Annotated in this window: 15 protein-coding genes; 4 read left to right on the plus strand and 11 right to left on the minus strand. The window is 58.1% G+C overall.

Annotation, left to right across the window (positions count from 1 at the left end; all coding sequences use genetic code 11):
• Positions 1-95: 95 nt before the first annotated feature.
• From G5380_RS18900 to G5380_RS18910, 3 genes are all read right to left on the minus strand, one after another.
• Positions 96-731 (minus strand): NAD(P)-dependent oxidoreductase, encoded by a 636-nt coding sequence (locus G5380_RS18900; RefSeq protein WP_421353014.1) that lies wholly within the window; start codon positions 729-731, stop codon positions 96-98.
• 133 nt (positions 732-864) lie between these two features.
• Positions 865-1,719, minus strand: coding sequence for a DnaA ATPase domain-containing protein (locus G5380_RS18905; RefSeq protein ID WP_019445022.1), 855 nt, complete (start codon positions 1,717-1,719; stop codon positions 865-867).
• A gap of 71 nt (positions 1,720-1,790) precedes the next feature.
• The gene (locus G5380_RS18910; RefSeq protein WP_005349201.1) at positions 1,791-2,489 is read right to left on the minus strand and encodes a DnaT-like ssDNA-binding domain-containing protein; all 699 of its coding nucleotides are present in this window, start codon (positions 2,487-2,489) and stop codon (positions 1,791-1,793) included.
• Between the two features lie 289 nt (positions 2,490-2,778).
• On the opposite strand from G5380_RS18910, the gene G5380_RS18915 reads away from it, so the two are divergent.
• Positions 2,779-3,750, plus strand: a complete 972-nt coding sequence (locus G5380_RS18915; RefSeq protein WP_216952909.1) for a response regulator — start codon at positions 2,779-2,781, stop codon at positions 3,748-3,750.
• A gap of 74 nt (positions 3,751-3,824) precedes the next feature.
• On the opposite strand, the gene G5380_RS18920 is transcribed toward G5380_RS18915, so the two are convergent.
• The 5 genes from G5380_RS18920 to G5380_RS18940 form a co-directional block, all read right to left on the minus strand.
• On the minus strand, positions 3,825-5,222 hold the full coding sequence (locus tag G5380_RS18920) for a peptide MFS transporter (RefSeq protein ID WP_227341975.1): 1,398 nt from the start codon (positions 5,220-5,222) through the stop codon (positions 3,825-3,827).
• A gap of 213 nt (positions 5,223-5,435) precedes the next feature.
• Entirely contained in the window at positions 5,436-6,347 is a 912-nt protein-coding gene (gene galU / locus G5380_RS18925; RefSeq protein WP_227341976.1) for a UTP--glucose-1-phosphate uridylyltransferase GalU, read from the minus strand.
• A gap of 96 nt (positions 6,348-6,443) precedes the next feature.
• Positions 6,444-6,764, minus strand: a complete 321-nt coding sequence (locus G5380_RS18930; protein WP_216952910.1) for a ComEA family DNA-binding protein — start codon at positions 6,762-6,764, stop codon at positions 6,444-6,446.
• A 377-nt stretch (positions 6,765-7,141) separates the two neighbouring features.
• Entirely contained in the window at positions 7,142-9,322 is a 2,181-nt protein-coding gene (pta, locus tag G5380_RS18935) for a phosphate acetyltransferase (protein WP_005339119.1), read from the minus strand.
• 55 nt (positions 9,323-9,377) lie between these two features.
• Positions 9,378-10,580, minus strand: coding sequence for an acetate kinase (locus G5380_RS18940; protein ID WP_005349210.1), 1,203 nt, complete (start codon positions 10,578-10,580; stop codon positions 9,378-9,380).
• Between the two features lie 304 nt (positions 10,581-10,884).
• On the opposite strand from G5380_RS18940, the gene yfbV reads away from it, so the two are divergent.
• Positions 10,885-11,325 (plus strand): terminus macrodomain insulation protein YfbV, encoded by a 441-nt coding sequence (yfbV, locus tag G5380_RS18945; protein ID WP_005339116.1) that lies wholly within the window; start codon positions 10,885-10,887, stop codon positions 11,323-11,325.
• Between the two features lie 59 nt (positions 11,326-11,384).
• Here the strand turns inward: yfbV and G5380_RS18950 are convergent, their stop codons facing one another.
• The 3 genes from G5380_RS18950 to G5380_RS18960 all read right to left on the minus strand — a co-directional run bounded on the left by G5380_RS18950 (position 11,385) and on the right by G5380_RS18960 (position 13,071).
• Positions 11,385-11,885, minus strand: coding sequence for a YfbU family protein (locus G5380_RS18950; protein ID WP_005341125.1), 501 nt, complete (start codon positions 11,883-11,885; stop codon positions 11,385-11,387).
• 163 nt (positions 11,886-12,048) lie between these two features.
• Positions 12,049-12,513, minus strand: a complete 465-nt coding sequence (bcp, locus tag G5380_RS18955) for a thioredoxin-dependent thiol peroxidase (RefSeq protein ID WP_005358255.1) — start codon at positions 12,511-12,513, stop codon at positions 12,049-12,051.
• A gap of 24 nt (positions 12,514-12,537) precedes the next feature.
• Complete coding sequence (locus G5380_RS18960; RefSeq protein ID WP_421353015.1) at positions 12,538-13,071, minus strand: glycine cleavage system protein R; 534 nt, start codon at positions 13,069-13,071, stop codon at positions 12,538-12,540.
• Positions 13,072-13,276: 205 nt separating this feature from the next.
• Here G5380_RS18960 and dapA point away from each other — a divergent pair, with 205 nt between their 5' ends.
• Positions 13,277-14,164, plus strand: coding sequence for a 4-hydroxy-tetrahydrodipicolinate synthase (gene dapA / locus G5380_RS18965; protein ID WP_021231959.1), 888 nt, complete (start codon positions 13,277-13,279; stop codon positions 14,162-14,164).
• Positions 14,157-15,284: an outer membrane protein assembly factor BamC gene (gene bamC / locus G5380_RS18970; RefSeq protein ID WP_201989599.1), complete on the plus strand. Its 1,128-nt coding sequence runs from the start codon at positions 14,157-14,159 to the stop codon at positions 15,282-15,284. The genes dapA and bamC overlap by 8 nt, the downstream gene beginning before the upstream one ends.
• Positions 15,285-15,418: the final 134 nt, after the last annotated feature.

The raw sequence follows: 15,418 nt of genomic DNA on the forward strand, positions 1-15,418 counted from the left end.
CGCCCGTGAGATAGCGTGTGCGGTAAAGCGAAAACGGTCAGCCCTTGGGCTGACCGTTTTGTTATGTGGTGGGGTTAAGCGGTTTTACTGCTGCTTTAGCTGCGCTGGAGTTCGGGATCCCCGATGGCGTAGATCTGCCCCACTGCCGTCTCATCCGCCAGCAGGCGCAGCCCTTGGGCGGCCACATCGGCGCGGCGCACCAGTCCGTGTACCTCCTTGCCCTGACTCAGCTCGGCGCGGCCGGTGGCGTCGCCATCCTGCAGGCCCGCAGGGCGAAGAATGGTCCATGCAAGGGAGCTGGTCTGCAGCCAGCTCTCCGCCAGACTCTTGAGGCGAACCTCGTGACCGAAGGCGGCGCGTGCCCGCTCCGGCAAATATTGCCAGCTGTCGCCACAGCCGAGGGAGGTGACCAGCAGCAGTCGTTTCAGGCCTGCCTGCTCCATGGCATCGATTACATGGCGGTTGCCCTGATAGTCCACCGGCGCGGCCTGATGGAAGCTGCCGAGGGTAGAGACGACCTGTGCATCTTGCCCTGCCCGGACGCATGCCTGCTGCACCGCAGCCGGATCCAGCGCATCCCCTTCGATCACCTCAACTCCCAGCGCACTCAGTTCCATGGCCATCTCGGGGCTGCGCACCAGCGCAACGACCCGGTGACCCTGGCTCAGGGCGTGATGAGTAAAGGCGCGGCCCAGCCCGCGGCTGGCTCCGAAAATCAGTGTGGTTGGCATAGATGAGCTCCTTTGGCAAAAGGGGCTAGCCTAGTGGCTTGTTCGCCTGCTGTAAATGAGAGTTGTTTCTATTTGTGAGCTGGCAGGGAGGAGAGAGTGCGAGCCGCCAGCGACTCGCACTCTTTGGGAGGGATCAGCCGTTGTAGTTGCCGATGCTGGGGCGACGGCTGGGGCCACTCAGGTGGATATCCACCGGATTGAACGCCTTGATCGCCTCATAGCTGAAATCACCGATCGCCTGATGCAGGGTCTGGGGCGTGTGGTTGGTGATGATGATGACGCTCTTTGACAGGTTGCGACGACGGCGCAGCAGGTGGCCGAGGAAGCTTGACTGACTCTCCGCCATTTTGGCGCGGTTGGCTGATACCTCATCGATGATCAGCAGGTCCACCTCTTCCAGCGCGCGGCGGTACTGGTTGCGCTCGTCCTGATCGGGGATGACGTTGAAGAACAGTCGATCGACGATGGAGGCCCACTGCTGGAAGATCACCGATTTCTGGTGACGGGCGATCAGCTCATGCGCTACCGCTCCCGCCAGGGTCGACTTGCCGGTGCCGTAGTCGCCGTAGATCAGCATGCAGCCGCCACCGCTCTTCTCCCAGTGCTCGAAACCGCTGATAAAGTAACGGGCGGTTTCGATGGGGTATTGCAGCGCCGGATCTGTGGCATCCATCTTGTCAAATACCCAGTCGGGGTTGAGGTCGGCTTGGGCGATCAGCTTCTGGATCCGCTCCTGACGGGCCGCCTTCTGCAGCTCGCGCACCTCGGCGTTGGCCTTGGCGTCGTACTCCTTGCGCAGGGTCTCGTAGTCATACTGGCCGCCACCGGTCTCTTGTTGCAGGCGACGAATGCGCTCCAGCAGGCCACCCACATGGCGGCTCAATTCCGGGTCGTGAATGCGGTGATCCTGCTTGGCCTTGGCGATCTTCTGGCGCTTGGCTTCGATCTCTTCCAGCTCCTGGCGCAGGGGATCTTGCGGGTCAGTCATGGAATGCTCCTTCTGCTCGATCAGGGATGGGTAGACAAGGGGTTGATTCTGCCTGCAGGCGGGGGCCGCTATCAATCATTATCCGGCTCCTGCTGCGCTGCGGGTTCTTGCGTCTGCTGTTGGGCCAGTCGCTTGGCCTCTTCAATCATCTGTTGGGCCCGTTTGCTGGGGCCCGACTCTGCCGGGGCCGGCGTCACCTGCTGGTAGCCCTGCACCTCCATCGGTTTGCGACGGGTATAGCGGCGGGTCTTGAGGGCGCGAATGAACTTGAGCATCCATTGATGCTGGGAGTCGAACACCTCGGGGCGCCCCAGCCAGTAGGCGATAAACTCCCCCAGATCTTCTTCGCTATAGCTGGCATCGATCACCCCGCACAGACGGGCGAGGGCGGGCAGCTCCTCGTCCGGTCGCCATTGCAGATGCATCTGGAAGGGGCGCTCCGGCAGCGGGCTGCGCAATTTCTGGGTCAGCAGTGGCAATTGGAACGGGCACTGATGGTAGTGCTCACTCTCGGGCTGAGCCTCGACCTGCAGCAGGCCCGCCTCCATCAGTTCATCGAACAGCTCGGTGAGCTGACGGGCATTGACCTGAAACGAGAAGCCGCAGGGATCACCCGGATCGACCACTGCCAGTGCCCGACCCAGCTCGGGATAGTTGAGCCGGGCCGCCTGATTTTCCAGCACCAGTCGGCGCAGCTGCAGGGTATAGAGGCTGCGAGCCGGATGGGACAATCTGGGGTGGGCAAGGGCACTGTATTCGGCTGGGGTCATGGTCTTCTTCACGAGCTGGAGTGGGGGGCATTATCCCCTATGGTGCTCTCCTGCACAATTCGTCACACTGCAAGTGAGTGCCCTGCATGGTCGGGTGGTGAAAATTGAGCGTACCGCGGAGCGTTGAGCAGGGAGAGCGGGATTATGTCGATAATCCAGCAGCTTGCACTATTTTGGTATGCAGATTAGCCAATCCGGCTATTTGTGACGCAAGGCACGCGGCATTTCTGCTGATTTAGACTAGTCTTATTACTTAAATAAACAATTGACTCATAAGGTTTTTGTCAACATGCCAAAACCCGGACTGCGGATCCTGGTGGTGGAAGACGAAGCAGTTTTTCGCCATTCGTTAGTGAGTTACCTCGCGCGGGACGGGGCAACGGTGTTTCAGGCTGAGGATGGAATTGAAGGGTTGTCAGCTGCAGCGATTTATCATCCCGACGTGGTACTGTGCGATCTCAATATGCCCAATATGGATGGCCGCGAGGTAATCGCCTGTCTCTCTGCGCGCTATCCCCATATTCCGGTTATCGTCATTTCGGCCCAGAGCTCCATGGAGGCGGTCGCCAGTGCCTTGCGTGCCGGTGCTCGGGACTACCTGCTCAAGCCCCTCGAGAACTTCGCACTGGTCGATCGCAGTATCGACCAGTGCCTGAATGGGAGTTCCACGCGAGCTCAGCAGCTCGAATTGATGGCGCATATGGATTACTTCAGTGCGCATGATCGGGCTGCCAGCCGTTTGCTCGCCGGGCTGAAGCCACCGGGATTGCAGGAGTGGGGCCCCTGGCAGGTCACGTTCAAGGGGCTTGGGCACCTCTTCATTCCCGATACCTTCAAGGTGGAAGACAAGCTGCTGGTGCTGGTGATGGAGATGCCCATCATGGGGACGGATGCAGCATTTTGCGGGGCGCTAGTGCGCTCTCTGATGAACGTGCCCTATCGCCAGTTTCAGCAGAACGAGAGCCGTTTGCTGAGCCAACCGCACCGGTTGCTCGACTACCTAAACCATCAGTTGATGGAGTCCGGGTTGCGCCACGCTTTTGCCATGGCTGCTCTGCTGTTTGATCAGCACGATGGGCTGGTATTTGCCAATGCCGGGCTCACTTCCCCCCACTGGTTGATGCGCTCGGGTGGATTACCGCTTGGTCTGATGCGCAACAGCCACTACGCTCTGCACAAACGCAGCTGGCATGAACCATTCGATCTGCAGTTTCGCAGCGACAGCGGTAGTGCGCTCAATGTGCAGGTGCGTCATCACTGAGGCTGCTTGACTAGAGACCAAAACAGACAAGGCGCCCGATGGGCGCCCTGTCTGTTGTCTACAATCCTGACCGTTTAGACGGTGGCGGAGTGCAGTTTCTTCTCTTGAGCTTGCGGCTCTTTGGCCGGGCCTTCGGCACCGTGCATCCAGTAAACCAGACGATTAGCCATGGTCAGCAGCAACAGGGCGCTCAGCACCGCAGCCAGGGCGATGCCACCGAAGATGGCGATCGGGCCGGCTTCACCAACAATGGAGCCGATAAAGCCCGCAGCATAGTTGGCGATGGCGATAAAGCCCATCCAGGCACCCATCATGAGGGAAGCCAGACGCAGCGGAGCCAGCTTGGTCACCATGGAGAGGCCGATCGGGGAGAGGCAGAGCTCGCCCAGGGTGTGGAACAGGTAAGCACCAACCAGCCAGAACATGGAGGTCTTGACGGTGTTGTCACCACCCTGCTGCAGCACGGCACCCACCATGAACAGGAAGCCGATAGCCAAGAACAGCAGACCCATGGCGAATTTCACCGGAGAGTTCGGCTCTTTCTTGCCGAGCTTGATCCAGATGGCCGCAACGACCGGCGCCAGGGTGATAATGAAGAAGGGGTTCAGGGACTGGAACCAGGCGGTCGGCACTTCGAAGCTGCCGATCATGCGGTCGGTATACTCCTGGGTGTAGAGGTTCATCAGACCACCGGCCTGCTCGAAACCGGCCCAGAAGATGATAGTGAACAGACCCAGTACCAGGATAACCTTGATGCGATCCACTTCCTGCTTGGTCAGCGGTGCTTTCTGCTCGGTAGTACGCAGGGCGGCTGCGCGCTGGGCGGCAGTGACGCGACCGATGTCACCCAGGAAACGCTGGGCCATGGTGGCCTGGATCACCAGAGAGAGCAGCATGCCGATACCGGCGCCGACGAAGGCGGCTTGCCAGCCGTAGGCCGTGGCGGCAGCACCACAGATCACACCTGCCAGCAGGGAACCCAGGTTGATACCCATGTAGAAGATGGTGAAGGCACCATCACGGCGGTGATCGCCCTCTTCATAGAGGTCACCCACCATGGTGGAGATGTTCGGTTTGAACAGGCCGTTACCCACGATCAGCAACGCGAGGCCCGTGTAGAACATGGTGTTGACCATATCCGGGAACATGGCGTGGGGCAGTGCCAGAGTGAACTGACCTGCGGCCATCAGCACGGCACCGATCAGGATGGCGCGACGTTGACCCAGGAAGGTGTCAGCCAGCCAGCCGCCGATCAGCGGAGTGATATAAACCAGACCGGTATAGATACCGTAGAGTTTGAGGGCATCTGCCTGACTCCAGCCCAGACCGCCGTTGGCAGTCAGGTCGGTCAGATAGAGCACCAGTACGGCACGCATGCCGTAATAGGAGAATCTCTCCCACAGTTCGGTACTAAAGAGCAAAAAAAGCCCTTTAGGGTGACCTAAAAAGGTCCCTTTTGACGGGTTATTCATTGGAACTTCCACCTGTGTCTTATATTTTTTTGAGTTTTTTATGCAAGGGCGAGAAACACGCCTCAACCCTTATAGAACATGTGTGAATAAATTACAACATTATGATTTGCTGAGAGTTTATTTACTCTTGATTGATTTTTTGTTGCGTAAATGAAAAAGGAGCATCATTTGATGCTCCTCGAATACCTCTACAAAAAACAGATTTTTTAGCGATTACAACTGTTTGACGAACTGCTTCAGCCAACCGATGAACTCGCCGTTCAGCTCACGATGGCGTACGGCATATTCCACATTGGCTTTCATATAGCCGAGTTTGCTGCCGCAATCGTGGCTCTTGCCCTTCATGAAGTAGGCGTTGACCTGCTCCTGCTCCATCAGCATGGCGATGGCGTCAGTCAGCTGGATCTCGTCACCGGCACCGGCCGGGGTCTTCTCCAGCAGCGGCCAGATATTGGAGGAGAGGACGTAACGACCCACCACCGCCAGATTGGAGGGGGCTTCGTCACGGGGCGGCTTCTCGACAATGGCCTGCATCGGCAGGGACATCCCCTCGCTCAGGGCCTCGCCCTTGATGTCGGCGATGCCGTACTTGTCCACTTCGCTTTCGGGAACCGCTTCCACCATGATCTGGCTGATCTGGTTCTCTTCGAACATATGCACCATCTCGGCTAGGTTGTCTTTTTTCGGGTCGCTGGCCACTTCATCAATCAGCACATCAGGCAGCAGCACGGCAAACGGGTTGTCACCGATCAGCGGGCGGGCACAGAGGACAGCGTGGCCCAGCCCTTTGGCCTCCCCTTGGCGGACGTGCATAATGGTGACGTCTTTCGGGCAGATCTGTTGCACCTCTTCCAGCAGCTGACGCTTGACTCGCTTCTCGAGGGTCGCTTCCAGCTCGAAACTCTTGTCGAAGTGGTTTTCGATGGAGTTCTTGCTCGAGTGGGTGACCAGCACGATCTCTTTGATACCGGCGGCGATGGCTTCGCGCACTACGTACTGGATCAGCGGTTTGTCGACCACCGGCAGCATCTCTTTCGGGATGGCCTTGGTGGCTGGCAGCATACGGGTACCCAGACCGGCTACCGGGAGCACGGCCTTGCGAACTGTCAGAGGAGTCTTTTTCATGGAAAACTATCCAGCGGGATTAAAGTGCGGCCATGATACTCCAAGAAAAATGGGGCAGCCACAGGCTACCCCATTTGTATATGCAGAGCTCGGACGTTATTTGACGATGATCATGTCACGGTTGGCTTCCAGCGTGGCCGGGCCAATGCCATTGACATCTGCCAGCTGATCGACCGAGGTGAACTTTCCCTGTTTTTCCCGATAGTCGACGATGGCTTGTGCCTTCTTGTCACCAATCCCTTTCAGGCTGGTGAGTTCGGCAAGGGTGGCGGTATTGATATTTACCTTCCCGCTCTCAACAGCTGCGGGCGCCGCAGTTGTCTGTTTGGGAACGGTTTTATCGGCCGCCAGCACGGGTTGGTTCAACAGGGGCAAGCAGGCCAGCAACATCACTGCAGAGAGCTTCTTCATCAGCATTTCCATTCCTCCATGATGTGGATATTGCCGAGTGGCACATTGATGAATAGCGTATCGAGTGGGTCTTTTTCACTGCAATTATTGACAGGCTTGTTCCTCCTCCCAATGACTGAAAATTTGCTATAAGCAGTCAGCCTGCGCCGTTATCTATTACCAACCATATGATATTGCATGTCTTTTAAACTCTGTTTCGATCGGGCGTCACGCTGGTTTCCTAGTGTTCTGTCAGCTCCGAACTCCGATAGAATGGATAACATTATTCTGTTAAATGCCAGATTGGTGGAGTTTTTCTCTGGTTGGCAAAAGAGTACCAATAAAAAAAGCTGCTCACCTTGGGTGAGCAGCCTTTGTGATCGGTTTTTTCAGACAGGCACTGATTAGGCTTGTTCGTCAGCCTGGGCAGCCTGGATACCGGTCAGGGCGATGGTATAGACGATGTCGTCAACCAGGGCGCCACGGGAGAGGTCGTTGACCGGCTTGCGCATGCCTTGCAGCATCGGGCCGATGGAGACCAGGTCAGCGGAGCGCTGCACCGCTTTGTAAGTGGTGTTACCTGTGTTCAGGTCAGGGAAGACGAACACGGTGGCTTTACCGGCAACCGGTGAGTTCGGTGCCTTGGACTTGGCCACGTTCTCCATGATGGCCGCGTCGTACTGCAGGGGGCCGTCGATGATGAGGTCGGGGCGCTTGGCCTTGGCCAGCTCGGTCGCTTCACGCACTTTCTCTACATCGGCACCGGCGCCAGAGGTACCGGTGGAGTAGGAGATCATGGCTACGCGCGGCTCGATGCCGAACGCGGCAGCGGAGTCGGCGGACTGGATGGCGATCTCGGCCAGCTGCTCGGCAGTCGGATCCGGGTTGATCGCGCAGTCACCGTAGACCAGAACCTGGTCAGGCAGCAGCATGAAGAAGATGGAGGAGATCAGGGAAGAGCCCGGCGCGGTCTTGATGATCTGCATCGGCGGACGGATGGTGTTGGCAGTGGTGTGCACCGCGCCGGATACCAGGCCGTCAACTTCATTGCGCTCCAGCATCATGGTACCCAGTACCACGTTGTCTTCCAGCTGCTCGCGGGCAACCACTTCGGTCATGCCCTTGTTCTTGCGCAGCTCGACCAGACGCGGCACATAGCGCTCGCGCACAACGGCCGGATCGATGATCTCGACGCGATCGGTCAGAACTACACCCTGCTGCTCGGCAACACGACGGATCTCTTCCGGGTTACCCAGCAGTACCGGACGGGCAATGCCACGCTCGGCACAGATGGCGGCAGCCTTGATGGTGCGCGGCTCGTCGCCTTCCGGCAGCACGACACGCTTGTTGGCCTGACGGGCCAGCTCGGTCAGCTGATAACGGAACGCCGGCGGGCTCAGGCGACGGGAACGGGTAGAGCTGACGGTCAGCGACTCGATCCAGTGCTTGTCGATGTGGCCAGCGACGTAGTCCTGTACCAGCTCGATACGCTCGCGGTCATCTTCCGGAATATCGACGTTGAAGTTCTGCAGGCTGACGGCGGTCTGCCAGGTGTTGGTACCGGTCATCATGATCGGCAGGCCGGTGGCCATAGCCTGTTGGCACAGCGCCATGACCTGCGGCTCCGGATGATAGTTACCGGTCAGCAGCAGGGCGCCCAGCTTGACGCCGTTCATGGCTGAGAGGCAGGCAGAGACGATGACGTCGGAGCGGTCGCCGGAGGTCACCAGCAGGCTGCCCGGACGGAAGTGCTCGACCATGTTGTGGATGGAGCGGGCGCAGAAGGTCACGGTCTGCAGGCGACGGCTGTCCAGCTCACCCTTGTGCAGGATCTTGGCGGCCAGATGCTTGGCGAGATCCTTGGCGCGCGGGGCGATCAGCTGGGTGTTCCAGGGGATGCAACCCAGGATGCGCAGCGGGCTCTTGCCAAACACTTGCAGCACTTCCAGGTTGTGAGCCGCGTCAGAAGCGTGGTGATGGGCTTCGAACATCTCGGTCAGATCAGGGCGGGTTACGCCATGCTCGTCAACCGGCGCGCCAACCTTGTTGATCACGCAACCAACGATGCGGGGGTTGTTGACACCACCGAAGTTGGAGCAGGCCAGCTCGATGCGCTCTTTCAGCTTCTGGCTGGAGTCATGGCCCGGGTGGGTCACGAATACCATGTCAGCGTCCAGCGCCTTGGCAACGTCGTAGTTCAGCTTGTTGGCAAAGGGCTGCTTGTCGGTCGGCACCATACCTTCGACAACCAGCACTTCGGCACCACTGGATTTCACGTGCTCTTCGAAGCGGGCAACGATCTCTTCCAGCAGGATGTCGGTGTTGCTTGAGCTGATCATGTTCTCGGCGTAGGAGAGGGTGAACGGCTCGGGCGGGTTGATGTTGGCAGCAGCGCGGATAACTGCGGTTGAGCGCTCTGCGCCGGTTTCACCCGGACGCGGCTGGGCAACCGGTTTGAAGAAGCTGACATTGACACCGTGACGCTCCATGGCGCGAACAACGCCCAGACTCACGGAAGTTACGCCGACACCAGTGCCGACCGGGATAAGCATAATAGTGCGTGCCACTTTATACCCCTTGTTCATTTTTTGGGATCAGGAAAAGGCCGCCCTGGTGGGCGGCCTCGAGTTACTGCGTCAATTAAGCGCCGACCAGTTCCAGCGCGTCGTGGGCGATAACCCACTCTTCGTTGGTCGGGATAACCAGGGCCTTGGTAGAACCAGCCTTGGTGATCTCGCCACCCTTGCCGAAACGAGCCTTCAGGTTGGCGTCGTGATCAACGTCAAAGCCCAGCAGACCCAGCTTGTTCAGGGTGATTTCACGGATCGGGGCAGAGTTTTCACCGATACCACCGGTGAAAACAACGGCGTCCAGACGACCGTCCATGGCGGCAGCGTAGGCGCCGATGTACTTGGCCAGGCGATAGCAGTAAACGTCCATAGCACGCTTGGCTTCTTCTTTGCTGTCGTAGTTGTCTTCAACGAAACGGCAGTCGGAGGTCACTTCGGTCAGACCCTGCAGGCCGGACTCTTTGGTCAGCATGGTGTTGATATCGGCCACGCTCATGCCCAGCTTGTCGTGCAGGAAGAAGATGATGGCCGGGTCCAGATCGCCGGAGCGGGTACCCATAACAAGGCCTTCCAGCGGGGTCAGACCCATGGAGGTATCAACGGATTTGCCGTTCTTGATGGCGCAGACGGAACCGCCGTTGCCCAGGTGGCAGTTGATGATGTTCAGCTCTTCAACCGGCTTGTTCAGCTGCTTGGCAGCTTCCAGGCTGATATAGTAGTGGCTGGTGCCGTGAGCGCCGTAGCGACGGATGCCGTTCTCTTTGTAGAGCTTGTACGGCAGGGCGTACAGGAAGGCTTCTTCCGGCATGGTCTGGTGGAACGCGGTATCGAATACGGCCACGTTCTTGTCAGCCAGCGCCGGGAATACGCGGCGAGCTTCACGGATACCGATCAGGTGAGCCGGGTTGTGCAGCGGTGCGTACGGAACAGCAGCTTCGATGCCGGCGATCACGTCTTCGCAGATGACAACGGAAGAGGTGAAGCGCTCGCCACCGTGAACAACACGGTGACCGATGGCGATCAGGTTCTTGGACAGTTCCGGATTGAGCGGCAGGATCTTGTTGACGATGAAGTCCAGCGCTTCCTGGTGAGCGGCACCCGCACCCAGATCGGCACTGCCCTTCTCGCCATTCAGTTTCCACTTGATGCGGGCGTCGTCGAGGTTGAAGCACTCGGCCAGGCCGGACAGCAGGTCATCACCGGTGGTTGCGTCAATGACGGCAAACTTCAGGGAAGAGCTGCCACAGTTAAGAACAAGAACCAGCTTACTCATGAATAAATCCTATCGCAGATTGGGTTGTGTAGGCGGATGCGTTGGACGCGGTGCGGCCAAAAACTTTCAACTTATCCTTATGAGGGTTGGCAATCTGTTGCTTGCCCCTTGTATAGTGATACAAGACCCGAAATCCAGACGTCCCTGACAGGTCAATAGCAAGAAGCTTTTGACGCAAAAATGGGCGTACAAAGGATAACCCGATTGTTGAAAAATAACAAAGTCATCCTCAACCTTTGTTACTTTGCATCAAATTTTGTCGAGGTTTTGCCGTTAGTACGTTCAAAAAGCGCTCGGAGGTAGTATGAGCATGAACATTTTTGGAACTAAGTTACAGCAAGGCCGCCATTATATGACGCTTTGGCCGCGCCGTCCCGAGCTCAATTCGATGTTTCCTGAAAATCGGGTGATCAAGGCGACCGAATTCGCTCTCAAGGTGATTCCGGCGCTGGCGGTGCTGAGCGTGATGCTGCAGTTCCAGTTTGGCGAGCTGCACTACTGGCCCTCCGTTATCACTTCCGTGCTGTTTCTGCTCAGTTTGCCGCTGCAGGGCTACTACTGGCTCGGCCAGCGTGCCGATACCCGATTGCCCCCGTCGCTGGCGAGCTGGTATCGGGAGATCAACGGCAAGATGAACGAGCAGGGTGGCCGCCGCCAGCTGGTTTCCCAGCCGCGCTATGAAGAGCTGGCCGATACCCTCAAGGCCGCCTTCCAGCAGCTCGATAAATCCTTTCTCTACGAATAACCCGTTTCAGATGCAAAAAGGCGCCAGTGGCGCCTTTTTTGTTGCGGTTGGTATGCGGATCAGGCCGCCAGCACCTTGCGGATCTCCTGGATGGAGAGCTTGTACTGACGTGGACACTGACGCCACACCTGCAGCATCCGCTGGTATTTGTCGCGCATGGCGATGTCGCTGGAGAGCTCGTCGCACGGGCACTTGAGCTCGGGGAAGCGCTTGTCCACCTCCAGCAGGAAGCAGACGTAGTCAGCCAGCTCACGCTCCTGGCTGCGGCTGTAGCCGTTGAACTCCAGCCGACTGGCGTTGATCTCGCCCTGATCGGCTGCATCCAGATTGCCCCATGAGATGGCCAGTGCGTGGTGCAGCTCCAGGGTGTCGATCACCTCTTGGCAGGTTGCCAGATCCAGATGGCCGAAGCTCTTCTCCAGCTCGAGGATCTGCAGGCAGTAGCCGCGCTCGATGATGGTGCTGGCGCGCTGGTAGACGTCCGCTTTCTCCGGATTGAGTTTCGCCAGAATTTCGTACTGGTTGCTCAGGATCAAACGTTCTGTGTTGCTCATGTTCATGGGATATCTCGCTGGAAGATGATTCTGGGGTCACGTTAACCCATATATAAAATGAATTTTTTGATCTGGGCGGGGGAGTTGGTGAGAAAAATCCGCTGGCAAGGGGCGGCTGACCAGACAAAAAAGGCCTGCATGGCAGGCCTTTCAATGACGCAGGGGAGGATTATCCCTTGAGGAAATCCAGTACCACCTGATGGTGATCGCTGGTTTTGAACTTGTCGAAGTGGTGGGCAATCTTGCCCTCTTCATCGATCAGGAAGCTCTGACGGTGAATGCCGTCATACTCCTTGCCCATGAACTTCTTCGGGCCCCAGACGCCAAAGGCATCGGCGACGGCGTGGTCTTCATCGGCCAGCAGGGTGAAGTTGAGCTGGTCCCGCTCTTCGAACTTTTTCAGCCGTTTGGCCGGATCCGGGCTGATGCCAAGCACCACCACATTGAGGGCGGCCAACTCGGCGTTCACATCGCGCAGGCTGCAGGCCTGGGTAGTGCAGCCGGGGGTCATCGCCTTGGGGTAGAAATAGACCAGCACCTTCTTGCCGCGCAGGCCAGCGAGGCTGACCTGATTGCCATTCTGGTCGGGCAGGGAGAAATCGGGGGCGGGGCTGCCAGCTTGTAGTGGTTGCATGGGGTCTCCTCGGGTAAAACGCCCTCAGGCGTGTTTGCGATTGACGGTAAACTCGAACGATTCGGCACCCAGTTGACGACAGAATTCGGCGAAGGCGGTTTGCGAACCTTCCACTTCACCCTCTCTGGCCAGATTGAGCTGAAAACTGATCTTCAGCAGGTTGAACGGCTGCTGCTCCAGGGTCATGGATTGCATCGCCTGAATGTTCCAGCCATGTTCGCTGAAGAACTGGGTGCACTGGCTTACGATGCCGGGCTCGTCGCGGATCAACAGGTCGGCACTGGCGCGGATGTCATACTGCAGGGACTGGTGGCGTTCGGTGCGTTTCATCATGGTGATGAGATCCCACTCCTGGCTACGCAGGGGCAGGCTGATTTCGAGTTGCATCATGCTGTTCCAGTCGCCCGAGAGCAGCATGATAAAGGTAAATTCATTGCCGAAGATGCCAAGGCGGCTGTCGACAATGTTGCAACCACAGCCACTGACGTGGCGGGTCACTTCATTGACGATGCCAGGCCTGTCCGTGCCGATGGCCGTTACGACCAGGTAGTGAGTCATAAATCTTCTCTCGTCCGTTATTTCGTTGCGAAAGCCGCGCTGGCAAGCCAACCCTCTGGCCCTGATGACCACTCCCTGAGGGACGCTGCCGACTTTCGTCCATTGCTTTTTGTTCCGGATGGTATCACGGCTTGCCCCCTCTCTCCCTTGTTTTTCAAAGGGGTCAGCTTTACCATTACGCCCCTGAAAATCGGGAGAAAAATCCATGTTACGCGGTAGTATTGTTGCGCTCGTTACCCCCATGCTGGCTTCAGGTGAAGTCGATTGGGCCAGTCTGGCCAAACTGGTTGACTATCATGTCAGCGCCGGGACCAGCGCCATCGTTGCGGTGGGTACCACAGGGGAATCGGTGACCCTGAGCGAGCAGGAGCATATCGCCGTCGTTGAAAAGAGCGTTGAGTATGCCGCCGGACGCATTCCCGTCATCGCCGGTTGCGGCTCCAACAATACTGCCCATGCCATTGAATTGGCAAAGCGACTGGCCAAAACCGGCGTGGTGGCGGGCCTTTCGGTGACTCCTTACTACAACAAGCCCACTCAGGAAGGTCTCTATCGCCACTATTGTGCGATCGCCGAGGCTAGTGGTCTGCCCCAAATTCTTTATAATGTGCCCGGTCGCACCTGTTGCGATCTCAAACCGGAGACAGTGGCCCGTCTGGCCAAGGTTCCCGGCATTATCGGTTTGAAAGAGGCTACCGGCGATTTGAGCCGCACCCCGCTGCTGCGCGAGCTGTGCGGGCCGGAGTTTGCTCTCTACAGTGGCGATGATGCCACTGGTTGTGATTTTATGCTGCAAGGTGGCGATGGCGTGATTTCGGTCACCACCAACATTGCAGCGGCCCAGATGGCCGACATGTGTCGTGCTGCGCTGGCCGGTGATGCCGGACAGGCGCATGACATCAACAATCTCTTGATGCCGTTGCACAAGACTCTGTTCTGCGAACCGAGCCCCACCCCGGTGAAATGGGCCTGTGCCCAACTGGGGTTGATTGCAACAGCCACCTTGCGCCTGCCGCTGGTTGACCTCACCCCCGAGGGCGAGCAGCTGATGGCGCGAGCACTGACCACAGCGGAGTTGATGGCGAGTGTTTAAATCTAATGGAAAGGGAAATAGAGCCCGTCTGGTGCTGAGCGTTGCGACTGTGGCCGTCTTGGCCGGTTGCAGCACCCCCCAGGATCGCAAAATGGCCAACCGCGACTTCGGTTATGAAGATGCCCGCCTCGAGGGCCGCGCGTTCTTGATCCCCGCAGGATTGAGTGCCCCCACCTTCAACAGCCAGTACGACATCCCGCCGCTTCCCGAGAGCAGCCGTGAAGGTGCCCTCGGCGCCCAGGTCGATGTGCGCCCACCCGCTCAACTGCTGACCGTGGTACCGGGCAGTCAGGTGGTGCAGAGCGCAACCGAACCGACCGTTGCCTTCTATGCCCTGAGCACCAGCCAGAGCGTGGAGCGCGATACCTGGTCGTTCCTGATGAACTTCCTGGCCAAATACAAGGTCACCACCGAGAAGCTGGATCAGCAGGATGGCGTATTGCAGACCGGCTGGTTTGACAACACGGTCGCCCTCGATGGCTGGGGTGAAGATGACGAAGACTTCAAAATCCGTCAGCGTTACCAGTTCACCGTACGCAACGACGCCCAGCGCCACGCCGTCAACATGTCGGTCCGGGTGCTGGATCACGAAGAGACTATCGACGGCGAGACCAGCAACAAGCTGACCCCTGCCGATGCCCAACGCTATGCCGCGCGAGTGCTGAACCAGTTCTCTCTCTATTACGACAGCCAGCTGAAAGCCCGCGAGCAGCACAAGTCCAACGATGGCATGGGTCTGCAACTGGGTCTGGACAACAACGAACTGAGCGCCTGGATTGCCGAAGGCTCCTTTGATCAGGTGTGGCGTCGCCTCAACCAGGTACTGCCCGCTTACGGTTTCGCCATCAAGGATACCCAGCAGTCACTGGGCTGGATCGATGTCGAGTACGAAGAGCCGGGTGCCGAGTTCTGGAAGGTGAAAGGGAGCGAGCCATTCAAACTGGAGGAGGAGAAATACCGCTTCCAGCTTGGCGAAATGGCGGGAGGCAAGACCTCCATCACCCTGTTCGACAAGGACAAGAAGCCGGTATCGTCCGGGGTTATCTCCCAGATGTATATCAGCCTGTCCGAGGCGTTCGCCAAGGGGCTGGCCGATCAGGCAGCAGCAAAAGCAGAATAAATACAGGGGCCTTGTGCCCCTGTTTTGTTATCTGAATCCCCCTGAAAACGCGGGGATTCCGAGCGGTTTTCGATGATGTGAGCCCCCTTGCCAGCCCGTTGCAAACAGAGCGCGCAGGTGAGGAACTCGCGATG

This window comes from Aeromonas sp. 604443 (assembly GCF_049170315.1).
Lineage (GTDB): Bacteria > Pseudomonadota > Gammaproteobacteria > Enterobacterales > Aeromonadaceae > Aeromonas > Aeromonas veronii_A.